The organism is Brachybacterium atlanticum (assembly GCF_025669985.1).
Lineage (GTDB): Bacteria > Actinomycetota > Actinomycetes > Actinomycetales > Dermabacteraceae > Brachybacterium > Brachybacterium conglomeratum.
Map to the genome: position 1 here is coordinate 63,068 of NZ_JAKJJW010000015.1, position 24,055 is coordinate 87,122.

General features: G+C 74.1%; 22 protein-coding genes. 16 read left to right on the top strand and 6 right to left on the bottom strand.

Annotated features, from left to right (window positions below):
- Nucleotides 1-392 precede the first annotated feature (392 nt).
- From L3K22_RS09325 to L3K22_RS09350, 6 genes are all read left to right on the top strand, one after another.
- Nucleotides 393-1,343, top strand: a complete 951-nt coding sequence (locus L3K22_RS09325; RefSeq protein WP_263311139.1) for a CpaE-like family protein — start codon at nucleotides 393-395, stop codon at nucleotides 1,341-1,343.
- The gene (locus L3K22_RS09330) at nucleotides 1,340-2,545 is read left to right on the top strand and encodes a TadA family conjugal transfer-associated ATPase (RefSeq protein WP_263311140.1); all 1,206 of its coding nucleotides are present in this window, start codon (nucleotides 1,340-1,342) and stop codon (nucleotides 2,543-2,545) included. Before L3K22_RS09325 ends, L3K22_RS09330 begins: the two co-directional genes overlap by 4 nt.
- Complete coding sequence (locus L3K22_RS09335) at nucleotides 2,542-3,633, top strand: type II secretion system F family protein (protein WP_263311141.1); 1,092 nt, start codon at nucleotides 2,542-2,544, stop codon at nucleotides 3,631-3,633. The genes L3K22_RS09330 and L3K22_RS09335 overlap by 4 nt, the downstream gene beginning before the upstream one ends.
- Before the next feature lie 117 nt (nucleotides 3,634-3,750).
- Nucleotides 3,751-3,951: a DUF4244 domain-containing protein gene (locus L3K22_RS09340; protein WP_010549540.1), complete on the top strand. Its 201-nt coding sequence runs from the start codon at nucleotides 3,751-3,753 to the stop codon at nucleotides 3,949-3,951.
- Entirely contained in the window at nucleotides 3,951-4,346 is a 396-nt protein-coding gene (locus L3K22_RS09345) for a TadE family type IV pilus minor pilin (RefSeq protein ID WP_263311157.1), read from the top strand. Before L3K22_RS09340 ends, L3K22_RS09345 begins: the two co-directional genes overlap by 1 nt.
- Nucleotides 4,343-4,681, top strand: coding sequence for an Rv3654c family TadE-like protein (locus tag L3K22_RS09350; protein ID WP_259815391.1), 339 nt, complete (start codon nucleotides 4,343-4,345; stop codon nucleotides 4,679-4,681). Before L3K22_RS09345 ends, L3K22_RS09350 begins: the two co-directional genes overlap by 4 nt.
- A 61-nt stretch (nucleotides 4,682-4,742) precedes the next feature.
- Here L3K22_RS09350 and L3K22_RS09355 read toward each other — a convergent pair whose 3' ends face one another.
- On the bottom strand, nucleotides 4,743-4,988 hold the full coding sequence (locus tag L3K22_RS09355) for a hypothetical protein (RefSeq protein ID WP_263311142.1): 246 nt from the start codon (nucleotides 4,986-4,988) through the stop codon (nucleotides 4,743-4,745).
- 154 nt (nucleotides 4,989-5,142) lie between these two features.
- The gene (gene sftH / locus L3K22_RS09360; RefSeq protein ID WP_263311143.1) at nucleotides 5,143-7,587 is read right to left on the bottom strand and encodes a DEAD/DEAH box helicase; all 2,445 of its coding nucleotides are present in this window, start codon (nucleotides 7,585-7,587) and stop codon (nucleotides 5,143-5,145) included.
- A gap of 93 nt (nucleotides 7,588-7,680) precedes the next feature.
- Between sftH and L3K22_RS09365 the strand changes: the two genes are divergently transcribed.
- From L3K22_RS09365 to L3K22_RS09405, 9 genes are all read left to right on the top strand, one after another.
- Nucleotides 7,681-9,306, top strand: coding sequence for a DUF7059 domain-containing protein (locus L3K22_RS09365; RefSeq protein WP_263311144.1), 1,626 nt, complete (start codon nucleotides 7,681-7,683; stop codon nucleotides 9,304-9,306).
- The gene (locus L3K22_RS09370; protein WP_263311145.1) at nucleotides 9,303-10,283 is read left to right on the top strand and encodes a phosphatase PAP2 family protein; all 981 of its coding nucleotides are present in this window, start codon (nucleotides 9,303-9,305) and stop codon (nucleotides 10,281-10,283) included. Before L3K22_RS09365 ends, L3K22_RS09370 begins: the two co-directional genes overlap by 4 nt.
- Nucleotides 10,284-10,384: 101 nt before the next feature.
- On the top strand, nucleotides 10,385-13,090 hold the full coding sequence (gene topA, locus L3K22_RS09375) for a type I DNA topoisomerase (protein WP_263311146.1): 2,706 nt from the start codon (nucleotides 10,385-10,387) through the stop codon (nucleotides 13,088-13,090).
- Between the two features lie 302 nt (nucleotides 13,091-13,392).
- Nucleotides 13,393-14,742 carry an ABC transporter substrate-binding protein gene (locus L3K22_RS09380; protein WP_263311147.1) on the top strand — a complete coding sequence of 450 codons (1,350 nt, stop codon included), beginning with the start codon at nucleotides 13,393-13,395 and terminating at the stop codon, nucleotides 14,740-14,742.
- On the top strand, nucleotides 14,739-15,893 hold the full coding sequence (locus tag L3K22_RS09385; protein ID WP_263311158.1) for a carbohydrate ABC transporter permease: 1,155 nt from the start codon (nucleotides 14,739-14,741) through the stop codon (nucleotides 15,891-15,893). The genes L3K22_RS09380 and L3K22_RS09385 overlap by 4 nt, the downstream gene beginning before the upstream one ends.
- Nucleotides 15,890-16,753: a carbohydrate ABC transporter permease gene (locus L3K22_RS09390; protein ID WP_263311148.1), complete on the top strand. Its 864-nt coding sequence runs from the start codon at nucleotides 15,890-15,892 to the stop codon at nucleotides 16,751-16,753. Before L3K22_RS09385 ends, L3K22_RS09390 begins: the two co-directional genes overlap by 4 nt.
- 129 nt (nucleotides 16,754-16,882) lie before the next feature.
- Nucleotides 16,883-17,956, top strand: coding sequence for a Gfo/Idh/MocA family protein (locus L3K22_RS09395; protein ID WP_263311149.1), 1,074 nt, complete (start codon nucleotides 16,883-16,885; stop codon nucleotides 17,954-17,956).
- Entirely contained in the window at nucleotides 17,953-18,744 is a 792-nt protein-coding gene (gene tmk, locus L3K22_RS09400) for a dTMP kinase (RefSeq protein ID WP_263311150.1), read from the top strand. Before L3K22_RS09395 ends, tmk begins: the two co-directional genes overlap by 4 nt.
- On the top strand, nucleotides 18,741-19,919 hold the full coding sequence (locus L3K22_RS09405; protein ID WP_263311151.1) for a DNA polymerase III subunit delta': 1,179 nt from the start codon (nucleotides 18,741-18,743) through the stop codon (nucleotides 19,917-19,919). The genes tmk and L3K22_RS09405 overlap by 4 nt, the downstream gene beginning before the upstream one ends.
- A 138-nt stretch (nucleotides 19,920-20,057) precedes the next feature.
- Here the strand turns inward: L3K22_RS09405 and L3K22_RS09410 are convergent, their stop codons facing one another.
- The 4 genes from L3K22_RS09410 to L3K22_RS09425 all read right to left on the bottom strand — a co-directional run bounded on the left by L3K22_RS09410 (nucleotide 20,058) and on the right by L3K22_RS09425 (nucleotide 23,155).
- Nucleotides 20,058-21,107 carry a DUF3027 domain-containing protein gene (locus L3K22_RS09410; protein WP_263311152.1) on the bottom strand — a complete coding sequence of 350 codons (1,050 nt, stop codon included), beginning with the start codon at nucleotides 21,105-21,107 and terminating at the stop codon, nucleotides 20,058-20,060.
- Nucleotide 21,108: 1 nt separating this feature from the next.
- On the bottom strand, nucleotides 21,109-21,495 hold the full coding sequence (locus L3K22_RS09415; RefSeq protein WP_053916106.1) for a cold-shock protein: 387 nt from the start codon (nucleotides 21,493-21,495) through the stop codon (nucleotides 21,109-21,111).
- 269 nt (nucleotides 21,496-21,764) lie between these two features.
- Nucleotides 21,765-22,463, bottom strand: a complete 699-nt coding sequence (locus tag L3K22_RS09420) for an NUDIX hydrolase (protein ID WP_263311153.1) — start codon at nucleotides 22,461-22,463, stop codon at nucleotides 21,765-21,767.
- Nucleotides 22,460-23,155, bottom strand: a complete 696-nt coding sequence (locus L3K22_RS09425) for an endonuclease III domain-containing protein (RefSeq protein WP_263311154.1) — start codon at nucleotides 23,153-23,155, stop codon at nucleotides 22,460-22,462. The genes L3K22_RS09420 and L3K22_RS09425 overlap by 4 nt, the downstream gene beginning before the upstream one ends.
- Nucleotides 23,156-23,311: 156 nt before the next feature.
- Between L3K22_RS09425 and L3K22_RS09430 the strand changes: the two genes are divergently transcribed.
- On the top strand, nucleotides 23,312-23,989 hold the full coding sequence (locus L3K22_RS09430) for a Crp/Fnr family transcriptional regulator (protein WP_308445921.1): 678 nt from the start codon (nucleotides 23,312-23,314) through the stop codon (nucleotides 23,987-23,989).
- Nucleotides 23,990-24,055: the final 66 nt, after the last annotated feature.

Here is a 24,055-nt window from a genome sequence, read left to right on the forward strand (position 1 = left end):
GACCAGTCGTACGTGGGTTCCGATGCCGGTATCCGTCGTGGTGCATCTCACACTACCCGCCCGGAGGGGAGGACGCAAGGACCCTCGTCCCGGCGACCTCTCCTCCACAGACCCCGTCCGTCCACCGTCGCGCCGACGACCTGTCGCACTCCGCCCGTGCTCGCCACGATGGCGGCATGACCAGCACCATCGCCTCCGCCGCCGACCGCTCGCCGAGCTCTGCAGGACCCGAGCGGACCTCAGCTCCCGCCTCCCTCAACCCCTCCGCGGCCCGCGCACCGAGACGGCCCCGCTCCCGCTTCCCGGGCGCCGGGCAAGACCGCGCCGGGAGCCCCGGGAGGCCCTGTCGGGGTGTCCGATGGGTGGGACCGGAGGGTCCCCTGCGGGAGCTCGTGGCGGACCATGCCACGGCGGCCGGCTCCTGGCTCCTCGAGGATCCCCACGAGACGGCGGGCTGCACCGTCGTCCCTGCCGACGCCCTCCGCGACGGCGCGCCCCGCTCCCCCGGCGCCGCCCCGGGCCGTGCCCCGCTGATCGTCGTCCTCGCCGCCGAGCAGGTGCCCGCCGAGCTGTGGCCCCTCGCGCTCGAGGCCGGTGCCCTCGCGGTCCTGCCGCTGCCCTCGGCCTCGGAGGAGCTGCTCTCGCGCATTGCCGAGCTCACCCGCACCCGCTCGGGCGCCCGTCTGATCGGCGTGACCGGAGGGTGCGGCGGGGCCGGCGCCTCGAGCTTCGCCGCCCGGCTCGCCGGGGCCGCGCGCCGCCACGGCCCCGTGGCGCTGCTGGACGCGGATCCGCTGGGCGGAGGGCTCGACCTGCTGGTCGAGGCGAGCGGCGCCCCGGGCCTGGACTGGTCGCAGACCGCGTCGCTCGGCGTCGACGATGGCGAGGCCCTGCGCTCGGGCCTGCCGCGCATCGACGAGGTGCACCTGCTCGTGGCCGGGGAGAGGCCCGGACCCGACCAGGAGGACCTGCCGCGCGTGCTCGCGGCGCTCGGCCCTCTCGACGGCACGGTCGTGGTGGACCTCGCCGCTGCGCTCGTCCCCTGCGCGATCCCTCACCTGGACGAGCTCCTGCTGGTGCTGCCCGCGAGCGACCATGCGGTGCGGTCCGCCGCGCGACGCCTGCGGGAGTGGTCGCCGCCGGCCGGGCTCACGAGAGCGGCGGTGCGCCGCGGCGGCGGGCTCTCCGCCGCCGATGTCGCCGAGGACCTGGACCTCCCCCTCGCCGCCTCCTTCCGCGACAGCCCCCGCGGCACGGTCCCGCTGCTGGACGTGCGACGCCGAGGTGCGGATCGCGCCACCCGTGAGCTGCTCGCCGAGCTCATGATGCAGGGGCCGGCATGAGCGGCCGGAGCACGGACGAGGGCTCCCTCGACACCCTGCTCGCGGGAGTGAGGGAGGACCTGGTGCGCTCCCCCGGCGCGGTGGACGTGCCGCGGATCGCTCGGGTGCTGCGCGCCCAGGGGCGGGTGCTGGGTGCCGCGGCGACCCTCGAGCTGACCGCGCGGGTGCGGGACCACGTCGACGGCCTCGGCCCCCTGCAGGGGCTCATCGCCCCCGGGGTCACGGACCTGCTGGTCAACGACGACGGGACGGTCTGGGTGGACGACTCGGGCGGGCTCCGTCCCGCGGGGCTCCGCCTCACCGCCGGCGAGGCGAGGGATCTCGCGGTGCGCCTGGCGACCTCCGGCGGTCGTCGCCTCGACGATGCAGTGCCCTGGGCCGATGCGCACCTCCCCTCCGGGATCCGCTTCCATGCCGTGCTCCCTCCGCTCTCCCCGGGCGGGGCGATCCTCTCGCTGCGCCTGCCCTCGCGGGACCGCCTGGACCTCGACGATCTCGAGCGTCTGGGGGCGCTGACCCCCGCTGTGCGGGAGGTGCTTCGCGCGCTGGTCCGCTCCCGGGTGCCCTTCCTGGTCACGGGCGGCACGGGCACCGGGAAGTCGACGCTGCTGGCCGCGATGCTCCACGAGGCTCTGCCGCAGGAGCGCATCGTCGTGGTCGAGGACGTGCTCGAGCTCGCCGTGGACCACCCCCATGTCGTGCACCTGCAGTCGCGGCACGCGAACAGCGAGGGCGCGGGCGCCGTCGACCTCACCGCGCTGGTGCGGCAGAGCCTGCGCATGCGGCCGGACCGGATCGTGCTCGGGGAGTGCCGCGGCGAGGAGATCCGTGAGCTCCTGCAGGCGCTGAACACGGGGCACGACGGCGGCTGTGGCACTGTCCACGCGAACACTGCGGCGGACGTCCCCGCCCGGCTCGAGGCGCTCGGCGCCCTCGGCGGGCTGGACCGCGGCGCGCTCGCCGCGCAGGTGGCGAGCGCCCTCGAGGTCGTCGTGCACCTGGGCCGACGCGACGGGCTGCGCGTGCTGGAGGAGATCGCGGTGCTCTCGCGCGGAGGGGACGGGATGCTCACCGCCCGGGCCGCGCTGCGCTCGCAGGGCGGGACGCTGCGGGAGGGGCCGGCCGCGGAGCATCTCGCCTCCCGCCTGCATCACGGGGCGGGCGCGGGGCCCGCCCGGGCAGCGGGACGGAGGGCGGCATGATCCCCGTCCTCGCCGTCGGCGCCCTCGCGCTCGTGCTGCTGTGGGTGCTCGTCCCGCCGGCGCTCCCCGCCGGAGCGCCGGTGAGGGCCTCCCGGCCCCGCCGCGCTTCGTCCGGTCCGCTGGACCTGGCCCGCACGGTCGAGCAGCTCGCGAGCGTGATCAGCTCCGGGGCGAGCATCCGGCAGGGTTGGGGTGCGCTCGCGCGCGCCCTTCCCGACGGGGACCTGCGGGATCTGGCCCGCGCCTCCGCCGCAGGAGCGGATCCGCGCCGCGCGGCGGGCGGACGGCTGCGCGGAGCGCCGACGGTCGCCTCGCTGGGCGCCGCGCTCGCGGTGTGCGAGCGGACGGGCGCCCCGGCCGCCGTGATGCTCCAGCACCTCGCCGACGCCCTGCGCGACCTCCACGACGCCGCGCAGGCGCGGCGCAGCGCCTTCGCGGGCCCGCGCTCGACCGCCCGGATCCTGCTCGTGCTGCCGCTGGCCGGACTGGGCCTCGGCATGCTCCTGGGCGGCGACCCGCTGCGGCTCCTGGTCGCCTCGACCTCGGGACGGCTGCTCGGCGGGGCGGGGACCGGCCTGACGGTGCTGGGCTGGTGGTGGATGCGCCGCCTGCTGCGCAGCGCCGACCCTCCCCTGCGCACGGAGGTGGACCCGTCGGTCGCGCTCGAGCTGATCGCCGGGGCGCTCGAGTCGGGGCTGCCGCTGTCCCGCGCCCTCGCCGCGGTCGCCGCAGCCCTGCCGGGAGGGACGGACGCCGAGGCGATGCGGGCCGTCGCCTCCGCCCTCGCCGCCGGGGCCCCTGCACGGCTCGCGGTCGACGCGCTCCCCGCGGAGCTCGACGCCCTGGGACGCTCCGCCGTGCTCGCGGAGGAGACCGGCGCGGATCTCGCGAGGGTGCTGCGCTCCGCGGCGCGGGACGCCCGGCGCGGCCGCGCCCGGGACGCCGAGGTGCGCGCCGCCGAGCTCGCCGTCCGCCTCGTGCTGCCCACCGGAGCGGCGCTGCTGCCGGCCTTCGTCGCCCTCGGCATCGTGCCGACCGTGATCTCCCTGCTGGGCGGCACCCTCTCCCTCACCTCCGGCGGAGCGTGAGGCCACGGATCACCGGGAAGGTCCCGGTCCGTCGTCCCCGCCCGGGGACGGCGTCGGCGGCGGGAGCCGCCACCGCGGGACGGCGAGCGCCGCCCCGCAGAACGAAGGAGGAGCACCATGCACTGCACGAGGAACCGACTGCGCCGCACCCTCGCCCGCCGCTGGCGGGACGAGACCGGCGCCTCCACCGCCGAGTACGCGATCACCGTGCTCGCGGCCTGCGGCTTCGCCGCCGTCCTGGTCGCCCTGCTGGCGTCCGGGGAGGTGCGGACCCTGCTGATGGGGATCATCACCTCCGCCCTGTCGATGGGGTCGTGATGATGCGGTCCGCCCGGTCGTCCCGCCTGCGGGACGACCGGGGGTCCGCCACGGCGGAGACGGCGATCGTGCTGCCCGTCGTGGTGGTGATGGTGGTGGTCGTGCTGCTGACCGGTGCGGGCCTGGCCTCCCAGCTGAGACTCGAGAGCGCGGCGCGCGGCGCGGTGCGGGAGCTCGCCCGGGGAGGGGAGACCGCGGTGGCGGTCGAGGTCGCGGAGCGGATCGGCGGGGAGGGCACGGCCGTGTCCGTCTCGGGCTCCGGCCAGTGGGTGCGGGTCGAGGTGACGCGCACGCTGCACGCCCCCGCGGGGCCGATGTCCACCGCGTCCTGGTCCCTCAGCGCCGACGCCGAGGCACGGCTCGAGCCGCAGCTGCTCGAGGGAGGGACGCCATGAGCACGTCAGGCGCGTCGGTGCTGGCCTGGACGGGGACGACGACCACGGTGGTGGCCGCCCTCGCGCTGCTGGGCGGCGGGGTGCTCGCCCGGGCCGAGGCGGGCACCGCCGCGGATCTCGCCTCCCTCGCGGGCGCCGATGCGCTCGCGGTCGCCCATCCGCACCCCTGCCGGGTCGCGGCGGAGACGGCCGAGCGCAACGGCGCGACGCTCACCGGATGCGAGCAGCGGGAATGGGACGTGCTCGTCCGGGTCGAGGTCGACGCCGGAGCGCTCCCCTCCGCGGTCGCGGAATCGAGGGCGGGCCCCGGGCCGTCGGAGGTCCCGGAGACGTGAGCGAGGACGGGCTCCGCACGAGACGAAGCCCCCGACGCCACGGCGACCTGCAGCCAGCGACCTACCGGACGGCGGACCTCGGGGCGGGGCCGGGTCCCGCGGCGGGGACCGCCTGCCCGGCGCGCCGTGCGGCCCAGGCGGTGACCCGCCCCAGCGGGCCGCGCCCCTTGAGCGCGGACCAGGCGGTGCAGTCCACGAGCAGCACCACGGCGGAGGCGACCCAGACGCGGTTGTCCGCGATCCATCCGCCGGGCCCCGCGAGCACGACCAGGGAGACCAGGTGCACCGAGTAGGCGGTCAGCGGCATCGATCCCATCGCCGACAGCGGCAGCAGCCCCCAGCGCAGGGGTCACGCGATCAGCAGCAGCCCTCCGATCAGGGCCAGCGCGATCCCGCCCGAGCGGAAGATCTCCAGCGTCGAGCCGGAGTGCGGCGTCAGCGAGATCACGGACTCGCCGAGCTCACTCCTCGAGCAGTCCCAGGAGCCGCACGGCCTGCGCCTTCGACAGGGGCTCGTTGCCGTTGCCGCACTTCGGCGAGACCACGCAGGCCGGGCAGCCCGCCTCGCAGCCGCACTCGGCGATCATGTCCGCCGTCGCCCGCACCCACGCGGCGGCATCGTCGGCCCCGCGCTCGGCGAAGCCCGCGCCGCCCGGCGCCCCGTCGTACACGAAGATCGTCGGCGCCCCGGTGTCCTCGTGCTCGGCGGCGGAGAGCCCGCCGATGTCCCAGCGGTCGCAGGTGGCCAGCAGCGGGAGCATCGAGATCGCGGCGTGCTCGGCGGCGTGCAGCGCCCCGGGCAGCTCCTCGGCGGGGATCTCGGCGGCGTCGGTGCGCTCGCGCGGGACCACCCACCACACCGCCTTGGTGGTCAGGGTGCGCGGCGGCAGGTCCAGCGGGTGCTGGGCGAGGACGGCCTGCGTGAACACGTCCCGCACCTGGTAGCCGGTGACCTGGTCGGTGACGTCCACGGTGCCGAAGCACAGCCGCACCCCGTCCTTCCAGGGCACCTCGCGGTCCACCTGGCGGATCCGGAGCGTCGAGGCGGACTGCGGATGGGTGGAGTGCAGCGGGTCCTCCCGTCGCACGAAGGCGACGGCCTGGTCCACGTCCAGTCTGTTCACCACGTAGCTGCGGCCCTGGTGGAGGTACACCGCGCCGTCGTGGACCTGGGTGTGGGCGCTCGCGGCATCGACCGTGCCCAGCAGCTCCCCGCCCGCCTCTTCGACGATCCGCACCGGCTCCCCGCCGCTGCCGCGCAGGTCGGTGAGCTCGTGCGCGGACTCGCTCAGCGTCCAGTACCAGCCGGTGGCGCGGGAGCGGAGCACGCCGCGGGCGGCGAGGGTCGTGAGCAGCTCCCGCGCCGTCGGCCCGAAGATCTCCTCCTCGCCGTCGCGGATCGCGAGCTCGGAGGCGGCGGCGCACAGGTGCGGGGTCATCACGTAGGGGTTGGCGGGATCGAACACGGCCGCCTCGACCTCGGCGCCGAACACCGTCTCGGGGTGGTGGACCACGTAGGTGTCCAGCGGGTCCTCGCGGGCGACGAACAGGGCCAGGGAGCCGCCGTCCGAGTCCTGCCGGCGGCCGGCGCGGCCGAACTGCTGCCACAGCGAGGCGCGGGTGCCGGGCCAGCCGGCGACGACCACGGCGTCCAGCCCCGAGATGTCGATCCCGAGCTCGAGGGCGTTGGTGGAGGCCAGGGCCCTCAGCTCGCCGCTGCGCAGGGAGTCCTCGAGACCGCGTCGCTCGCGGGCGAGATAGCCGCCGCGATAGGCGGCGATCCGCTGCGCGGCATCGGCCAGGCGCGCATCGGCGCTCTCCTCCGCCTTCTGCCCCAGCAGGCGCCGCGCCCCGGTGGAGACCAGCTCCGCCCCACGCCGCGAGCGGGCGAAGACGAGGGTCTGCACGTCCCGCTCGACGAGATCGGCGAGCAGCGCGGCGGCCTCGCTGGTGGCCGAGCGGCGCAGCGGCTCCTCGCGACGGCCCTGCCCGTCCCCGTCGGGACCCTCGACCTCCTCGCCGTCGTTCGCGTCGCGGCCCGGCTCCTCCCACCGCGCCGGGTCGCCGCGGCCGTTCACGCGGGTGCGCGCGCCCGGCTCCCACAGCCCGATCGTGAGCCCGGCCCGGGGCGAGCCGTCCTCGGTGACCGCCTCGACGTCCCGTCCGATCAGCCGAGAGGCGGACAGCTCCGGGTTCGCGGTGGTGGCGGAGGCGAGCACGAAGGTGGGATCGGCCCCGTACCGCGCGGCGATCCGGCGCAGGCGCCGCAGCACCATCGACACATGGCTGCCGAACACCCCCCGGTAGCTGTGGCACTCGTCGATCACCACGTAGCGCAGCGCCCGGAAGAAGTGGGCCCACTGCTCGTGCCCGGGCAGGATCCCGAAGTGGAGCATGTCGGGGTTGGTGAGCACCACGGTGCCGTGGCGGCGCACCCAGCGGCGCTGCTCGGCCGGCGTGTCCCCGTCGTACACGGCGATGCGGGCGTCGCGGATCCCGGCCCCGTCGGCGAGGGCGGTGATGTTGGTGAGCTGGTCCGCGGCGAGCGCCTTGGTGGGCGAGAGGTAGAGCACCGTCGCGCGGGGCGCCCCGGGGTCGATCTCCCGCGCCCCGATCGCAGTGAGGGTCGGCAGCAGGTAGGCGAGGGACTTCCCGGAAGCGGTGGCGGTGGCGAGCACCACGTCCCGGCCGTCATGCGCCAGGCGCGCCGCCTGCTCCTGGTGGACCCAGGGGGCGGTGATGCCGCGCTCGGCGAGGTGGAGGACCAGGCGCGGATCGGTCCACTCCGGGAAGCTGCCCCGTCGGCCCTCGCGGGCGGGCCGCCGCTCGACGTGGGTGAGGCAGCCGTGGCGGATCAGCGGTGCGCTGAGGTCGGCGAGCAGCTCCGAGGCCCTGCCTGCCCGCATCCCTCACCGTCCTCCCGCGTCCCCACAGGGTCTGCGCATTCTCCGCACGTCCTCCCCGGAATCCTCCGGGCGCGCTGGGGCACAATCGTAGCCATGCCCGCCACCACCCCGGAGCACGCACCGGCCGCCGCCCCGACCGTCCTGACCCCGGAGATCGAGGCCCTCGGCACGGACCTGCGCGAGTCCCGCTACGTCACCGAGCACCTCGAGGAGGTCCTCGGCGCCGTCGCCTCCGCCGCGCTGCGTCGCGAGGACCCGGCGCCGGCCCGTCGCCGGCTCGCCGAGAGCACCGATCCGGCCGCGACGCTCCTGGCCCTGTTCGTGCTCGGCGAGACCCTGCCGGGGGCCAGGGTCGCCGCGGCGCTGCCCACCCTCGGCCTCGAGGGCGCGCAGCGGCTCGGCCTGCTCGCCCCCGCCGACCGCCCCGCCGGCGACCGGCCCACGGCCGACGGGCACGATGGGCACACGGCCGACGGGCCCGCGGCCGGCGCTCCCTCCGTCCGCGCCCTCGTGGATCTTGCGCCCTACGCCGCCGAGGACGATGCCGGCCCCGTCCACTGGTGGATCGCCTCGGACCTCTCCGAGCTCGCGACCGGCGCCCCGCTCTCCCCCGAGCACGTCCTCGGCGTGGGCGGCGCCTCCCTCACCCTGGCCCGGATCACGCCCCGCACTCCGGTCGGCCGGGTGCTCGACCTCGGCTGCGGCGGCGGGATCCAGGCGATGCACGCCTCCCGCCACGCCGAGCACGTCGTGGCCACCGACCTCTCCGAGCGCGCCCTCGCCTTCGCCGCCTTCAACGCGGCGCTGAACGGGATCGAGCTCGACCTGCGCCGCGGCTCCCTCCTCGAGCCCGTCGTCGGGGAGGTCTTCGACCTCGTCGTCTCCAACCCGCCCTTCGTGATCACGCCCCGCGCGGACGACGACGAGCACGACCCCTGGACCTACCGCGACGGGGGCCGCGCCGGCGATACCCTGCTCGCCGAGCTGCTCGCGCAGCTCCCCGCGCACCTCGCCCCGGGCGCGAGCGCCGTCATGCTCGGCAACTGGGAGATCACCGACGAGGAGGACGGCTTCGCGCATCCGCGGGCATGGCTCGAGCCCGCCCTCGCCGACGGGGTCGACGCCTGGGTGCTGCAGCGCGACCGGGAGGACCCCGCCGAGTACGCCGGGACCTGGGCCCGCGACGGCGGGATCACGCCGCGCGATCACCGCTGGGACGCGCTGATCGACGCCTGGCTGGAGGACTTCGCCTCCCGCGCGGTCGAGGGCATCGGCTTCGGCTACCTGCTGCTGCGCCGCCCCGACGCCGGCCGACGCGGCCTGCTGCGCACCGAGCTCGCGACCGGCACCGGCAGCGGCACCCTCTCGGAGCACCTGGCCGCCTCCCTCGCCGCGCTCGACCGTCTCTCCGCGCTGGACGACGAGGCGCTCGCCGCGACCCGCCCCGTCCGCGCCGAGGACGTCGTGGAGCGCCGTCACCTCACCCCCGGCCAGTGGGACCCGCTCCTCATCGAGCTGGTGCAGGGCGCGGGCCTCGCCCGCACCGTGCCCGCAGACCAGGCGCTCGCCGCGACCGTCGGCGCGCTCGACGGGACGCTCACCCTCGGCCAGGTGATCGCCGCGGTCTGCGCCCTCACCGACGCGGACGTCGAGGAGACCCGTGCCCGGATCCTGCCCGCCGTGCGCGAGCTCGCGCTGACGGGGATGGTGACCCTGTGACGGCGCCCGAGGCCCTCCCCGCGGCGGAGCCCGCACCGCCCTCCCCCGTCGGCCTCGCCCGGCCGCTGCTGTCGCTGCTGGTCGCCGCTGTGTGCGGCGCGGCGGTGGTGCTGATGGCCCGCGGCGCGGTCGGCACCGCGAGCGGTCAGCGGCTGGACCAGCTGACCCTCTCCGGCTCCCGGAACCACGACGGCCTCCTCTCGCGGATCACGGAGCTCGCGGTGGAGACGGTGAGCATGCCGGTGATCATCGCCCTGCTCGCGCTCACCGCCGTGATCGCGCTGCTGCGACGCCGCCCCGCGCTGCTGCTGCCGCTCGCCTCGCTCGTGCTCGGCGCGAACCTCACCACCCAGGTGATCAAGCACCTGCTGGTCAGCCGCGAGGTGCTGGGCCCCGGCATCGAACCGACCACGAACTCCTTCCCCTCCGGCCACTCCACCCTCGCGGCGACGACGATGATCGCGCTCGTGCTCGTCGCCGGACGGGCCCGGCCGCTGGTCGCCCCGCTCGGCCTGCTGTGGAGCGGCGCCGCCGGCATCGGCACCCTCGTCACCGGATGGCACCGGCCCAGCGACGTGATCGGTGCGATCGCGGTCAGCGCCGCCTGGACCTTCCTCGTGCTCGGGGTGGACGGGCTGCACACGAGGCGGCGGCTGCGCCGCGCGGCCGCGCACGCCGGCCGGGGGCGGCGACGTCGCGGACGCGACCTCCGCCAGGACGTGCCGCGCCTGCCGCGGGCCGAGCTGGCCTGCGCCCTCGTGCTCGGCGCGATCGGCGTTGTCGGCCTGGTCGCCGGCGCCGCGGGCATCGTCGGCCTCCCCCTCCCGCTGGACCTCGCCGACCGGGCCTCGCAGCTCGCGGCCTTCCGCGCCACCGGCGCCGTGATCGCCGGCGCGACCGCCGCCTGGGTGGCGCTGGTCCTGGTGCTGCGCACGCCGAGCGTCCTGCGGACACCTCCGGCGGAGCGTGTACCGTGAGCAATCGCCGCGCACCGAGTCAGCGCGCGGCGGAGATGCGACCCCGCGACGGGGCGTGACGTACGGCCGCGAGCGACGCGGCGAGGAAGGACGCAGGCGACGTGACAGGCGGACGGCATCTGGTGATCGTCGAGTCCCCGGCGAAGGCACGGACCATCGCCCGATATCTGGGCGATGAGTACGACGTCAAGGCGTCGGTGGGCCACATCCGCGACATCCCCGTGCCCCGAGACCTGCCCGCCGAGATGAAGAAGGGGCCGTACGGGAAGTTCGGCGTCGACGTCGAGGGCGGCTTCGACCCGTACTACATCGTCAGCCCCGACAAGAAGAAGACCGTCGCCGAGCTGAAGAAGTCCCTCAAGGACGCCGACACCCTCTACCTCGCCACCGATGAGGACCGCGAGGGCGAGGCGATCGCCTGGCACCTGCTGGAGACCCTCAAGCCCAAGAAGTCCACGCCCGTCAAGCGCATGGTGTTCCACGAGATCACCAAGGACGCGATCCAAGGCGCGCTGGAGAACACCCGCGACCTCGACGTGCACCTCGTCGACGCGCAGGAGACCCGCCGCATCCTGGACCGCCTGGTCGGCTTCGAGCTCTCCCCCGTGCTGTGGCGCAAGATCAAGCCGTCGCTGTCGGCCGGGCGCGTGCAGTCCGTCGCGACCCGCCTCGTGGTCGAGCGGGAGCGGGAGCGGATGGCCTTCGTCGCCTCCGACTACTGGGACGTGACCGGCACCTTCGGCCCCGACGCCGAGCAGTTCACCGCGAAGGTCCAGACCGTCGACGGCGCCCGCGTCGCCACCGGCAGCGACTTCGCCGACGACGGCACCCTCAAGCCCCGCTCGAAGAGCGCGACGATCCTCACCGAGGCCTCCGCCCGCGAGCTCGTGCAGGTGCTCGGCTCCACCCCGGCGACCGTCACTTCGCTCGAGTCCAAGCCGTACACGCGCCGGCCCGCCGCCCCCTTCACCACCTCCTCGCTGCAGCAGGAGGCCAGCCGCAAGCTGCGCCTCGGCGCGCGCCAGGCCATGCGGGTGGCGCAGTCGCTGTACGAGAACGGCTACATCACCTACATGCGCACCGACTCGGTGACGCTCTCGGGCGAGGCGATCCGCGCCTCCCGCGCCCAGGCCGCCGAGCTCTACGGCTCCCAGTTCGTGCCGGACAAGCCCCGCGTCTACACGAACAAGTCGCAGTCCGCGCAGGAGGCGCACGAGGCGATCCGGCCCGCCGGCGACCACTTCCGCACCCCGGCGGACGTCGCCGGGCAGCTCTCCGGCGACGAGTTCCGCCTCTACGAGCTGATCTGGAAGCGCACCGTCGCCTCGCAGATGGCCGACGCGAAGGGCACCACCTCCACCGTCGAGCTGAAGGTCGAGAACGAGGGCCGCAGCGCGACCTTCCGCGCCGCCGGCACCGTGATCACCTTCCGCGGCTTCCTCGCCGCCTACGAGGAGGGGCGCGACGCCTCCCGCTACGGCGACGACGACAAGGGCGACGACAAGCGCCTGCCGCAGATGGAGGAGGGCCAGACCCTCCCCACCCGTGAGCTGGTCCCCGACGGGCACACCACCACCCCGCCCCCGCGGTACACCGAGGCCTCGCTGGTCCGGGCGCTCGAGGACCGCGGCATCGGCCGCCCCTCGACCTACGCGTCCACCGTCGCGACGATCCAGGACCGCGGCTACGTGCTGCGCCGCGGCACCGCGCTGGTGCCGAGCTGGACCGCCTTCGCGGTGGTGCGCCTGCTGGAGGAGCACTTCGGGCCGTTCATCGACTACGACTTCACCGCCCAGATGGAGGCGCAGCTGGACCGCATGGCCCGCGGCGAGCTGGGCCGCGCGGACTACCTGCGCGACTTCTACCTCTCCGACGGCTCGGGCGATGCCCCCATCGGGCTGAAGCCCATGGTCGACGACCTCGGCGAGATCGACGCCCGCGCCATCAACTCGATCGACATCGGCGAGGGGATCACCCTGCGCGTGGGCCGCTACGGCGCCTACGTCGAGCAGTACCCGACCGACGAGGACGGGAACGTCGTCGAGGGCGCGGACCCGCGCCGCGCGAACGTCTCCGACGAGGTCGCACCCGACGAGCTCACCGTCGAGAAGGCGAAGGAGATGCTCGAGCGGGCCAAGGACGACGGGCGCGTGCTCGGCACCGACCCCGACACCGGCCACGAGATCATCGCCAAGGACGGCCGCTACGGCCCCTTTGTCACCGAGGTGCTGCCGGAGCCCGAGAGCGCCGACGGCAAGAAGGTCCCCAAGTCGAAGCAGCCGAAGCCCCGCACCGGCTCGCTGCTGAAGTCGATGGACCTCTCGACCGTCACGCTCGAGGACGCGCTGAAGCTGCTGAGCCTGCCGCGCGTGGTCGGCACCGCCGCGGACGGCACCGAGATCACCGCCCAGAACGGCCGCTACGGCCCGTACCTGAAGAAGGGCACCGACTCCCGCTCGCTGGAGACGGAGGATCAGATCTTCTCGATCACCCTCGAGGAGGCCGAGAAGATCTACGCCCAGCCCAAGACCCGCGGCCGCGCCGCGGCGAAGCCCCCGCTGAAGGAGCTCGGCACCGACCCGACCTCGGAGAAGCCGATCGTCATCAAGGACGGCCGCTTCGGCCCGTACATCACCGACGGCACCACGAACGTCTCGCTGCGCGCGAGCGAGAAGGTCGAGGAGATCACGGAGCAGGTCGCGATCGAGAAGCTCGCCGAGAAGCGGGCCAAGGGACCGGCGAAGAAGAAGGCCCCCACGAAGCGCGCCACCACCACGCGGAAGAAGTCCACGACCGCGAAGAAGTGAACCGGCGCCGACGGACGAGGCAACGCGTCCGTCGGCTCTTTCGGCACGGTCCGGCCCGCACCTGTGCCGCCCGCCCCACGGTCACCGCCCGCCCTCCCCCCGGGAGAGGTCGGGGCCCCGCATGTGCTCACCGTGGGTGCGCGAAGCGGCGGGGCTCGCCGTCCAAGCGGTCAGTACCGCGCACTGCGAGGTCACATCGCCGCATCGACGGGCGGTCGGGAGCACTGAGACCATGCCTGCCCGGCATCTCCGGCCTACAGTGAGCTCACGTGCTCGAAGCGGACTCACGAAGGAGTGAACTCATGGATCGATGCCCGAGTCGGCGCACGGTCATGACCGGGGGCGCGGCCGCTGCGGCCGCGCTGGGCGTGACCGGATGCCTGCAGAACCCCGACCCGTCCCGCGGAGGCGGAGGAGGCGGTGCGGAGAAGTACGTGGAGGGCCAGGTCCCCGGTCCCGGGACCGTCAGCGTCCTCGGGGCGTTCGGCGGGCAGGAGGAGGAGGCCCTCATGGCCTCGCTCGCCGCCTTCGAGGAGGAGTCGGGGATCTCCGTCCAGTACTCGCCCGACCAGGACTTCACCACCACCATCCAGCAGCGGGTGGCCTCCGGCGACGCCCCTGACGTGGCACTTTTCCCCCAGCCGGGTGGCCTCTTCGACCTCGCCGCGCAGGGGCATGTCACGGCGATCGACGCCTTCCTCGACTACGACTCGCTGAACTCGACCCTGATCCCGGGCTTCCTCGACTCCGCCCGATACCAGGGCCGCGTCTACGGCGCCCCGATGAGGATGGCGTGCAAGTCCCTCATCTGGTACCCGAAGAAGGCGTACGAGGAGGGCGGCTACTCGACCGAGCCCGCCACCATGCAGGAGCTCTACTCCATCGCCGACGAGATCAAGGACACGGGCATCACCCCGTGGTCCGACGGCTGGAACGCCGATCAGGCCACGGGCTGGGTGGGCACCGACTGGCTCGAGGAGTTCGTGCTCCGGGTCCACGGCCCGGACCTCTACGACGACTGGATCTACCACCGAATCCCCTTCAACTCCCCCGAGATCGTCGAGGTCTTCGACATCCTCGGCGAGCTGCTGAAGACCGAGGGAAACGTGCTGGGCGGACCCACCACCATCCTCAACACGCCCTTCTCCGAGGCCCCGCTGCCGCTCTTCGAGGACCCCTCCCGGGCGATGTACGTGCGGCAGGGCAACTTCGTCACCGGCTTCCTCCCGGAGGACATCCTCGCGAACATGGACGAGGAGGTCGGCGTGTTCGCGATGCCCCCCTGGGAGGGCGGCTTCGAGGGACAGCCGATCCTGGGCGGCGGCGACCTCGCCGCACTGTTCACCCTCAACGACCACTCGGTCGCATTGATGAAGTTCCTGACCTCCCCGGAGTTCGGCGTCGAATGGGCGCAGGCCGGCGGCTGGCTCAGCCCGCACAAGACCTTCGACCCCTCGCACTACGCCGACGAGACCACGCGCCGCGTCGCAGAGATCGCCTCGAACGCGGAGGTGTTCCGCTACGACGGCTCCGACGTCATGCCCAACGCCGTCGGCGGCGGCAGCTTCTGGACCGGCATGGTCGAGTGGCTGAACGGTTCGAAGAGCGCCCAGCAGGTGTGCGACGAGATCGAGTCGGGGTGGCCGCAATGACCGCCGCGGCGACCCGCTCCTCGGGCTCCTCAGCGATCACGCCGCGGGGACGGGCGGGATCCCCCGCCCGTCCGGCGCTGCTGATCCTGGGGGCGATCGGCCTGGTGGCGACGGTGTGGCTGGTGTGCAACGCCTTCCTCGCCTTCGCCTACTACCCGCAGTGGTTCCTGCACTCCAAGCTGCTCATCGGCGCGCTGGGCCTGGTGTTCGGCATCGGCGGCGCGGTCGTGTTCTTCCGCTTCCTGAACATGATCATCGAGGGCCTCCCCTCCCGGCTCAGCGAGGGCCTGATCCCCTACGCCTTCCTCCTGCCGGCGCTGACGCTGCTGGGCCTGATGCTCATCTATCCGACGGTGCAGACGATCGTGTACTCCTTCGCGAACGCCGACTCCACCGACTGGGTGGGCCTGGCGAACTACGGGGCGATCTTCGGCTCCGCGGAGTTCTGGCAGGCCTTGCTGAACAACTTCCTGTGGATCCTCATCGTCCCGCTGGTCACCGTCGCCTTCGGTCTCGCGGTCGCGGTGCTGGCGGACAAGCTCTCGACCACCGGTGAGCGGGTCTCGAAGTCGATGGTGTTCCTGCCGATGTCGATCAGCTTCGTCGGCGCCTCCACCATCTGGGGCCTGATCTACGCGTTCCGCCCGCCGGACACCGCGCAGACCGGCCTGCTCAACGCGGTGGTGGTGGCCCTCGGCGGCGAGCCCCAGGCCTGGCTCCAGATCGACACCGCGCGGCTGAACTCACTGCTGCTCATGGTGATACTGGTCTGGTTGCAGACGGGTTTCGCGATGGTGCTGATCAGCTCCGCGATCAAGGGCGTCCCCGAGGACACCGTCGAGGCGGGCCGGATGGACGGCGCCGGCGAGGCACGTATCTTCTGGCAGATCATCTTCCCGCAGGTCCGCCCTACCCTGCTCGCCGTGTTCATCACGGTGCTGATCCTGGTGCTGAAGGTCTTCGACATCATCTACGTGATGACCAACGGCCGCGACAACACCGACGTCATCGCCAACCTGTACTTCCGCAAGCTGCTCGTGGAGCGCCAGGCCGGGGAGTCCTCCGCGATCGTGGTGGTGCTGCTGGTGCTGATCATCCCGATCCTGGTCTACCAGGTGCGATCCTTCAAGGCGCAGGAGGCGAACCGATGATGGGCACGATGAAGGACGGGCGTCCCCGCTCCCTGCTCGCGATCGTCACCATGGTGGTGCTGGCCCTGCTGTGGACCGTCCCGACGATCGGACTGCTGGTCACCTCGTTCCGCACTCGCGAGGACGTCGCCTCGACGGGGTGGTGGGACGCGCTGCTCAACCCCTTCGGAGCCGGCTGGACGCTGGCGAACTACGAGCGGCTGTTCGAGTCCACCACGGCCGGGTCCTCGCTGTTGAACTCGGTGATCGTGGCGGTGCCGGCGACGGTGCTGCCGATCATGTTCGCGGCCTTCGCGGCGTACGCGTTCACCTTCATGCGGTTCCCGGGCCGCGAGCTCCTGTTCATCCTCATCGTCGCGGTGATGGTGGTGCCGATCCAGGTGGCGTTCCAGCCCATGCTGGATCTGCTCGGTCCGCGCGGGCTGGGGATCAACGGACAGTTCGTGGCGGTGTGGCTGCTGCACACCGGCTTCGGGATGCCGCTGGCGGTGTACACGCTGCGCAACTACATGGCTACGCTCCCGAACTCGGTGATCGAGAGCGCGAAGATCGACGGCGCCTCGCACTTCCAGACCTTCTGGAAGCTGGCCGCGCCGATGTCTATGCCGGCCATCGCCGCCTTCGCCACGCTGCAGTTCCTGTGGGTGTGGAACGACCTGCTCATCGCGAAGCTGTTCCTGGGCGGCGGCGGAAACAAGACGATCATCGTGGACCTCCAGCAGATGCTGGGAACCCAGGGACAGGGCGAGGAGCTGCTGACCGCGGGCGCCTTCCTGTCGATGGTGATCCCGATGATCGTGTTCTTCTCCCTGCAGCGCTTCCTGGTGCGCGGTATGACGGCGGGTTCGGTGAAGGGCTGAGCGGAGGGCCGATCCGTCGACCGGGCCCCGGCCCGGGCAGGCGGTCCTCCGATTCAGCCATCGGCGCAACCGCGTCCACAGCGTCCCCGGCACCCCCGTGGTGTCGGGGACGCTCGGTAGATTGGACCCATGAGTCAGACCGACGAGACCCGCGGCGCCGCCCCGCCCACGCTGGTCCTGCCCGAACCCGCCGTCCCCGATCCGGCCTCGGCGCCGGGTCTGCGCTGGGGCGTGGTCTCCCCCGGCCACATCGCCGGACAGTTCACCGACACCGCCCATCGGGCGACGGCCTCGCGCATCGTCTCGGTCGTCTCCCGCTCCGCCGAGCGGGCCGCGGCCTTCGCGGCCGAGCACGGTGCGGAGCGCTCCTTCGACAGCGTCGAGGGCATGCTCGCTGCGGGCGGCATCGACGCGGTGTACATCGCCTCCCCGCACGCCCAGCACCACGAGCTGGCCCGCCCGGTGCTCGAGGCCGGCGTGCCGGTGCTGGTGGAGAAAGCTTTCACCCTGAGCACCGCGCAGGCCCGCGACCTGCTCGACCTCGCCCGAGAGCGGGGCGTGTTCGCGATGGAGGCGATGTGGGCGCGCTTCCTGCCGCAGTACGACCTGCTGCGCGGCGTGATCGAGTCCGGCCTGCTCGGCGAGATCGTCGAGGTCGCGGCCGACCACGGCCAGGCCATGCCCACCGACCCCTCGCACCGCATGAACGCCCCCGAGCTCGGCGGCGGGGCGCTGCTGGACCTCGGCGTCTACCCGATCTCCTTCGCGCAGATGGTTCTCGGCGATCTCGAGAGGCCCGTCGTGCGGGGGGAGCTGACCTCCACCGGCGTCGACGCGACGCTCGGCCTGCTCGCCCGGGGCGCGCGCGGCGGGTTCGCGCGGCTCGGCACGACGCTGCGCACCCGCACCCCGGCCGAGGCGGTCGTCGCGGGCACCGCGGGCACGGCCCGCCTGACCGGTCCGTTCCACGCCCCGGGCACGCTCACCGTCGAGCTGCTCGACGGCCGTTCCGCGTCCTTCGAGCATCCTGGCGCGCCCGGCGACGGGATGGCCTACGAGATCGCGGAGGCCGCCCGCCGGATCACCGCCGGCGAGCTCGAGTCCCCGCTGATGAGCTGGTCGGACACTCTGTCGGTGATGGGGACGATGGACGCCGTCCGCGCCGAGCTCGGCGTCGTCTACCCCGGGGAGGAGAGCGCATGAGCCGCACCGAGCCCGCTCCCGCGCCGCACGAGGACGCCCTGCAGGCCGCGGCACGCCACGCACCGTCGCTGCACAGCACCTCCCTGCGCGTCCCCGCGACGCACCCGCCCCGCCGCGGCGTGTTCATCTCCTTCGAAGGAGGGGACGGCGCCGGGAAGTCCACCCAGATGAGGATGCTGCGGGACCACCTGGTCACCGAGCGCTCCGTCGCCGAGGACCTCATCCTCACCACCCGGGAGCCGGGCGGCACGCCGCTCGGCGAGAGCATCCGCGAGCTGCTGCTGCACGGGGAGCACGTCGAGCCCCGCGCGGAGGCGCTCCTGTACGCGGCGGATCGCGCGCACCACATCGCGACCGTCGTCCGCCCCCATCTGGCTCGCGGCGGGCTCGTGCTCGGGGACCGATACCTCGACTCCTCCGTCGCCTACCAGGGCGCCGGGCGCGAGCTCTCGCCGGAGGAGATCGCGGGGCTGTCGCTGTGGGCGGTCGACGGGCTGCTGCCCCATCGCACGATCCTGCTCGACGTGCCCACCAGCGCCCTGGACGAGCGCCGCGGTTCCGAGGGCAGGGACCGTCTGGAGAGCGCGGGCCTGGAGTTCCACGAGGCGGTGCGCGAGGAGTTCCTCGAGCTCGCCCGCGCGGATCCCGAGCGCTACGCCGTGGTCGACGGGACCCGCCCGCGCGAGGAGGTCCATGCGCAGGTGCTCGCCTCCGTCGCCGAGGTGCTGAGCCTGTTCGACCCGACCTTCGAGCCGGCGCCCCCGCCCCGGCACCGGGACGAGCAGTGACCGCGGCCGCGCAGGCAGCCGGGGCGCCGCACGCGCCCGGGGTGTGGGCCGACGTCGTGGGCCAGGACGCGGCGGTCGCGCAGTTCCGCCGCGCCGCCTCCCCGGAGGGGTCCCTCGCCCAGGCCTGGCTGATCACGGGCCCTCCCGGCTCCGGCCGCTCCACCGCGGCCCGGGCCTTCGCCGCGACCCTGCAGTGCGAGCAGGGCACCGGCTGCGGGCAGTGCCCGGCCTGCCGCACCACCCTCGCGGGAACGCATCCCGATGTCACCGTCGTCGCCACCGACAAGCTCTCCATCGCGAAGGAGGAGGTGCGCTCGCTGGTGATGACCGCACAGCGCGCCCCCGCCACGGGCCGGCACCGGGTGCTGATCGTCGAGGACGCGGACCGCATGACCGCGGGCACCTTCAACGTGCTGCTGAAGTCGATCGAGGAGCCGCCGCCGTCGACGGTGTGGATGCTGTGCGCCCCCTCGGCCGAGGACCTCGCCCCCACCATCCGCTCCCGCTGCCGCCTGGTGACCCTCACGGTCCCGGACTCCGACGTGGTCGCGGAGCTGCTGCGCCGCCGCGACGGGATCGAGGACCAGCTGGCACTGCGTGCGGCGCGCGCCGCACAGGGCCACATCGGTCTCGCGCTGCGCTACGCGACGCAGGAGGGGGCGCTCGGCGCGCGGGTGGAGTCGGCGCGCACGCTGCTGGCCCTGCGCACCGCCGGCGGCGCCGTGCTCGCCGCCCAGGCCCTCGTCGAGCGGGCGACCGCCGAGGCCAAGGAGCACGCGGACCAGGTCGCGCTCGAGGAGAAGCAGCGCTTCCTGCGCTCGGCCGGGATCGACGACGGGAAGGTGCCGCCCTCGCTCCGCTCCCAGATGCGCCAGCTCGAGGAGGACGCCAAGCGGCGCCAGACCCGTCTGGTCCGTGACGTGCTGGACCGGTACCTGCTGGACGCCCACTCGGTGCTGCGCGACGTGCTGAGCCGCCAGCTGGCCAACGGCTCGGAGCTGGTGAACGTCGACGTGACGGGCGAGATCGAGCAGGCCGCCGCGCACGGCACGGGCCGCTCCACCCTCGCTCTGCTCGAGGCCGTGCAGGAGGCCCGTCAACGGATCGCGGGGAACGTACCGCCGCTGCTCGCGGTCGAGGCGCTGCTCTCCCGGATCGCCGTCTCCCAGCGCTGACCCCGCCGGGCACCGGGCCGGATCCGCCCCGCGCCCTCGCCTGGAGGTCACCGCGACGTCACGTGCGCCCCTGTTCCGGTCCTGGAACAGGAGCGCACGTGAGCTGCGGAGAGCGGTCCGCCGGCCCGAGGCCGGGGATCAGTCCTCGGGAGAGTCCGCCTCGGGGATGTCGAAGGACAGGGCCGGGTGCTCCGTCGGGGCCTGCTCCTGCGAGGCCTGCTCCGGCTCGGCATCAGCCGGCGCGGGCTCGGCGACCGGCTCGACGAGTGCGACGTCCGCCGGGGCGGAGCTGCTCTCGGCGTGCGAGCCCCCGGCCTGGACGGCGTCCTCGGCCTGGGACCTCTCAGCCGCAGTGCCGCCGGCCGGTGCGGTCGCGTCCGCCGCGGCCTTCTCGTCGTCGACGACCTCGACGTCGAGCTCGTCGACGATCACGCCCGCGCCGCGGGGGATCTCGGGCTCGCCGTCGTCCTGCCCGGTCTCGGAGTGGGCGCCGCAGCCGTAGCCGAGGTGGACCACGCGGCCGTCGGCCGGGGACCACTCGTTGGTGCACACGCCGAACTCGGAGCGCAGCGAGCCGGAGAGCTTCATCAGGAATCCGCAGCTGGTGCAGCTCGCGGGGACGGTGCCCTTGCGCCCGCGGGAGGAGGTCTGGCGGGGGCCGAACTCGCCGGCCTGCCAGCGCTCGGCGGCCTCGCCGCGGCCCTCCTGCGAGAGCACGCGGGGGCGGCCGAGCCCCAGCTCCCAGAGGGCGACGCGGTCCTCGTCCTCGTCGCCGGTGGCCTCGTAGCCCTGCTCGAGCCGCTCGTCCTGCTCCCGGTAGGGCAGCAGGTCGTCGGCGCCGACGTCCTCAGGCTTCAGACGCTCGGACCACGGCTCCCAGGCGGGGGCGAGGATCGCGTCCTCGCCCGGCAGCAGCGCGGTCTCGGCGACGGTCGCGGCCTTCGCACGGGAGGCGCGGGCCAGCACGACCACCCAGGACCAGCCGCGGTAGCCGGGCATGGTGCACTCGAAGACGTGCGTGACCAGCCGCTCCCCCGTCGCCTCGACGCGGAGGTGTTCACCGACCTGTCCGGGCTCGGTGACGTCCTCGAGCGCCTCGCGGGCGAGCTCGACGGCAGCCGCTGCGACCGCGTCGAGCTTCGGACGTGCGGTGCGGGGACGGCGGGGGGCGGTGGTCGGGGACGTCATCTCAGGCCTCGAAGTTGTCGGCGACGGCTCGCAGCACGGTGGCGATCTTCTGGGAGTGGCCGCGATCGGGGTAGCGGCCGTGGCGCAGCCCGGTGCCGGCGTCGTCGAGGAGCCGGATCAGGTCCTCGACCATGACGGCGAGGTCCTCGGGCTTCTGGCGGCGGGCGCGGGCGACCGACGGCGCGGGCTCGAGCAGCTGCAGGGAGAGCACCTGCGGGCCGCGGCGGCCGTCGACCATGTCGAACTCGACGCGGGCGCCGGGGCGGAGGGTCGTGACCCCCTCGGGCAGGGTGGTGGCGTGCACGTACACGCTCTGACCGTCCTCGTCGTCGAGGATGAAGCCGAAGCCCTTCTCGGCGTCGTAGAACTTCACCTTGCCTCGTGGCACCTGGATCCCATTCCTCATCTGGTGGTCGTCGTGGGGCGATTCTCGGATCCCGGGCGCGTGCGGACCGGCGTGCCGGCCGCCTCCACCCGGGAGGCTGCCGGAGCGGGTCCGGCAACACTCCATGCTATCGCGAGCAGGCCGGCGGCGGCGAGCGGGTTCGTGCGAGGTGACGACGGCCACCGCAGGGAACGACAGGACGGCGCGGGCAGGGCCCGACAGGCCGACGGCGCAGCGCAGCACGCTGCACGACGGGACGGCACTGCCCCCGCTCAGCGCCGGCGCTCGGGCGGGATCTCGCGGGTCGGGGCGTCGGCCGGGACGGGCTCGAGGCCGAGCCCGGCGAGGACCTGCTCGAGGATCATCGCCGTGAAGCCCCAGACGAAGGCGTCCTCGGGCAGCTCGAAGACGGGGCCGACGTCGTGCCCGTTCAGCCGGCCGCGTCGGCGCAGCGCGGCGTCGTCGAGGGAGTCGCTCCCGGTCAACGGCGCCCACACCAGGCGCTCGACCTCGACCGGGTCCTGCACCCCGAGCGGCGGGACCTCGGCGGACCAGCTCAGCACCGGGATCACGAGCTGCCCCCGCCAGGGCATCGGGATCGGGGCGAAGGCGCCGAGCACGTGCGCGTCGGCGGGGTCCAGCCCCGTCTCCTCCTGCGCCTCCCGCAGCGCGGTGTGCACATCGTCGCGGTCGCCGGGGTCGCGCTTCCCTCCGGGCAGGGAGAACTGGCCGGGCTGGGAGCGCAGGCGGTGGCCGCGCTCCTCGAGGACGAGCCGGGCGTCGGCCAGATCCGTGCCGGCGACGTGGATGAGCACGGCGCTGCGCCGCCCGCCGTCGGTCGGCATCGGAGGGGAGCCGCGTCCGTCCCGACGGGCCACGAGCACGTCCCCGCGCCGGGCCCGCTCGGCGAGCGGGGCGAGGAAGCCGGCTCCGTCGGGGAGCCCCTCGGCCGACGGGACGGCCGTGCTCATGCCGCCTCCCCCGCGCTCGGGCAGAGGTCGGCCAGCACGCACTCCCCGCAGCGGGGCGCCCGCGCCGTGCAGACGCGGCGGCCGTGGAGGATCAGGCGCAGCCCGAGCATCGTGAGGTCCTCGGCGTCGGCGCCCGTGCCGTCGGCCTCCACCCGCGCCAGGACGTCCTCCTCGACCGTTCGCGGGTCGGTGGCCGTCGTCCAGCCGAGCCGGCGCGAGAGCCGCCCCACGTGCGTGTCCACGGCGAGCAGGGAGTGGCCGAACCAGGCCCCGCGGACCACGTGCGCGGTCTTCCGGCCGACGCCGGGCAGCCGCTCGAGCGCGGCCTGGTCGTCGGGCACCTCCCCGTCGTGGTCCACGAGCAGCGCACGGGAGAGGCCGATGATCCGACGCGCCCGGGTCGCACCCATCCCGAGCGGGCGCACCTGCTCGGTGACCGCGTCCTCGTCGGCCTCGGCGAGAGCGGCCGGGCCGGGCCAGCGGGAGAACAGTCCGGGGGTGACCTGGTTGACGCGCACATCGGTCGTCTGCGCGGAGAGCACGGTCGCGACCAGCAGCTCGAAGGCGTCGCGGTGGTCGAGCTCGGTGCGCGCACCGAGGTGGAGGCGCTCGAGCCGGGCCGCGACGAGACCCGCGTCGGCGGGGGCCCCGGAGGCGGCCGCGGCGGGGCGGGGGGACGACCTGCTCGACATGCCGGAGACGTCTCCCTTCCTCGGAGATGGGCCATGTCGCCGCGAGCGCGATAGTGTTTGACCATCATGTGACAGCCGCCACCGCTGAACGTGGCGTCCGCCACAGGTTGTACAGCACGGTCCCGGAAGATCGGGACCCCACATCCAGGAGGTTCCGTGGACGAGAACATCGTACGGTCGTCGCCGCTGTTCGCCGCGCTCGACGAGGACGGCAAGCAGGCGGTCCTGGCGTCGATGAAGCAGGAGGACTACCACCGCAGCGCCATCATCTTCCGTGAGGGCGATCCGGGCGACCGGCTCTTCATCATCGGCACCGGCAAGGTGAAGGTCGGCCACGCCTCGGGCGACGGCCGCGAGAACCTGCTCGCGGTGCTCGGCCCGGGCGAGACCCTCGGCGAGCTCTCCCTGTTCGATCCCGCGCCGCGCAACGCGACGGCCACGGTCGTGGCCGAGTCGACCCTGTACTCCCTCTCGCAGCAGGACCTGTACCGCGTCCTCGCGCAGCGTCCGGAGGTGGGCCGCCACCTCCTCGCCTCGCTCGCGCGCCGTCTGCGCAAGACCAACGAGTCCCTCGCGGACCTGGTCTTCGCCGATGTGCCCGGTCGCGTGGCGAAGAACGTGCTCGACCTCGCCCAGCGCTTCGGCCGTCAGACCGACGACGGCGTGATGGTCGCCCACGGCCTGACCCAGGAGGAGCTGGCCCAGCTGGTCGGCGCCTCCCGCGAGACGGTGAACAAGGCCCTGGCCGACTTCGCCTCTCGCGGCTGGATCCGGCTCGAGGCCCGCGCCGTCCTCATCGCCGACGTGGAGCGCCTGCGCCGCCGCGCCCGCTGAGGCGGGCCCGGGCAACTCGCGCAGACGCCCGACGCCCCGCCCGCGCTCGAACGGCCCTCCTCCCCG

Excerpts from the sequence above, each read along its gene's own strand:
- L3K22_RS09390 (WP_263311148.1), top strand. The coding sequence starts at position 15,890 with ATGATGGGCACGATGAAGGACGGGCGTCCCCGCTCCCTGCTCGCGATC.
- L3K22_RS09365 (WP_263311144.1), top strand. The coding sequence starts at position 7,681 with ATGCCCGCCACCACCCCGGAGCACGCACCGGCCGCCGCCCCGACCGTC.
- L3K22_RS09380 (WP_263311147.1), top strand. The coding sequence starts at position 13,393 with ATGGATCGATGCCCGAGTCGGCGCACGGTCATGACCGGGGGCGCGGCC.
- L3K22_RS09350 (WP_259815391.1), top strand. The coding sequence starts at position 4,343 with ATGAGCACGTCAGGCGCGTCGGTGCTGGCCTGGACGGGGACGACGACC.
- tmk (WP_263311150.1), top strand. The coding sequence starts at position 17,953 with ATGAGCCGCACCGAGCCCGCTCCCGCGCCGCACGAGGACGCCCTGCAG.
- L3K22_RS09420 (WP_263311153.1), bottom strand. The coding sequence starts at position 22,463 with ATGAGCACGGCCGTCCCGTCGGCCGAGGGGCTCCCCGACGGAGCCGGC.
- L3K22_RS09385 (WP_263311158.1), top strand. The coding sequence starts at position 14,739 with ATGACCGCCGCGGCGACCCGCTCCTCGGGCTCCTCAGCGATCACGCCG.
- L3K22_RS09340 (WP_010549540.1), top strand. The coding sequence starts at position 3,751 with ATGCACTGCACGAGGAACCGACTGCGCCGCACCCTCGCCCGCCGCTGG.
- sftH (WP_263311143.1), bottom strand. The coding sequence starts at position 7,587 with ATGCGGGCAGGCAGGGCCTCGGAGCTGCTCGCCGACCTCAGCGCACCG.
- L3K22_RS09395 (WP_263311149.1), top strand. The coding sequence starts at position 16,883 with ATGAGTCAGACCGACGAGACCCGCGGCGCCGCCCCGCCCACGCTGGTC.
- L3K22_RS09410 (WP_263311152.1), bottom strand. The coding sequence starts at position 21,107 with ATGACGTCCCCGACCACCGCCCCCCGCCGTCCCCGCACCGCACGTCCG.
- L3K22_RS09355 (WP_263311142.1), bottom strand. The coding sequence starts at position 4,988 with ATGCCGCTGACCGCCTACTCGGTGCACCTGGTCTCCCTGGTCGTGCTC.
- L3K22_RS09345 (WP_263311157.1), top strand. The coding sequence starts at position 3,951 with ATGATGCGGTCCGCCCGGTCGTCCCGCCTGCGGGACGACCGGGGGTCC.
- L3K22_RS09330 (WP_263311140.1), top strand. The coding sequence starts at position 1,340 with ATGAGCGGCCGGAGCACGGACGAGGGCTCCCTCGACACCCTGCTCGCG.
- L3K22_RS09425 (WP_263311154.1), bottom strand. The coding sequence starts at position 23,155 with ATGTCGAGCAGGTCGTCCCCCCGCCCCGCCGCGGCCGCCTCCGGGGCC.
- L3K22_RS09335 (WP_263311141.1), top strand. The coding sequence starts at position 2,542 with ATGATCCCCGTCCTCGCCGTCGGCGCCCTCGCGCTCGTGCTGCTGTGG.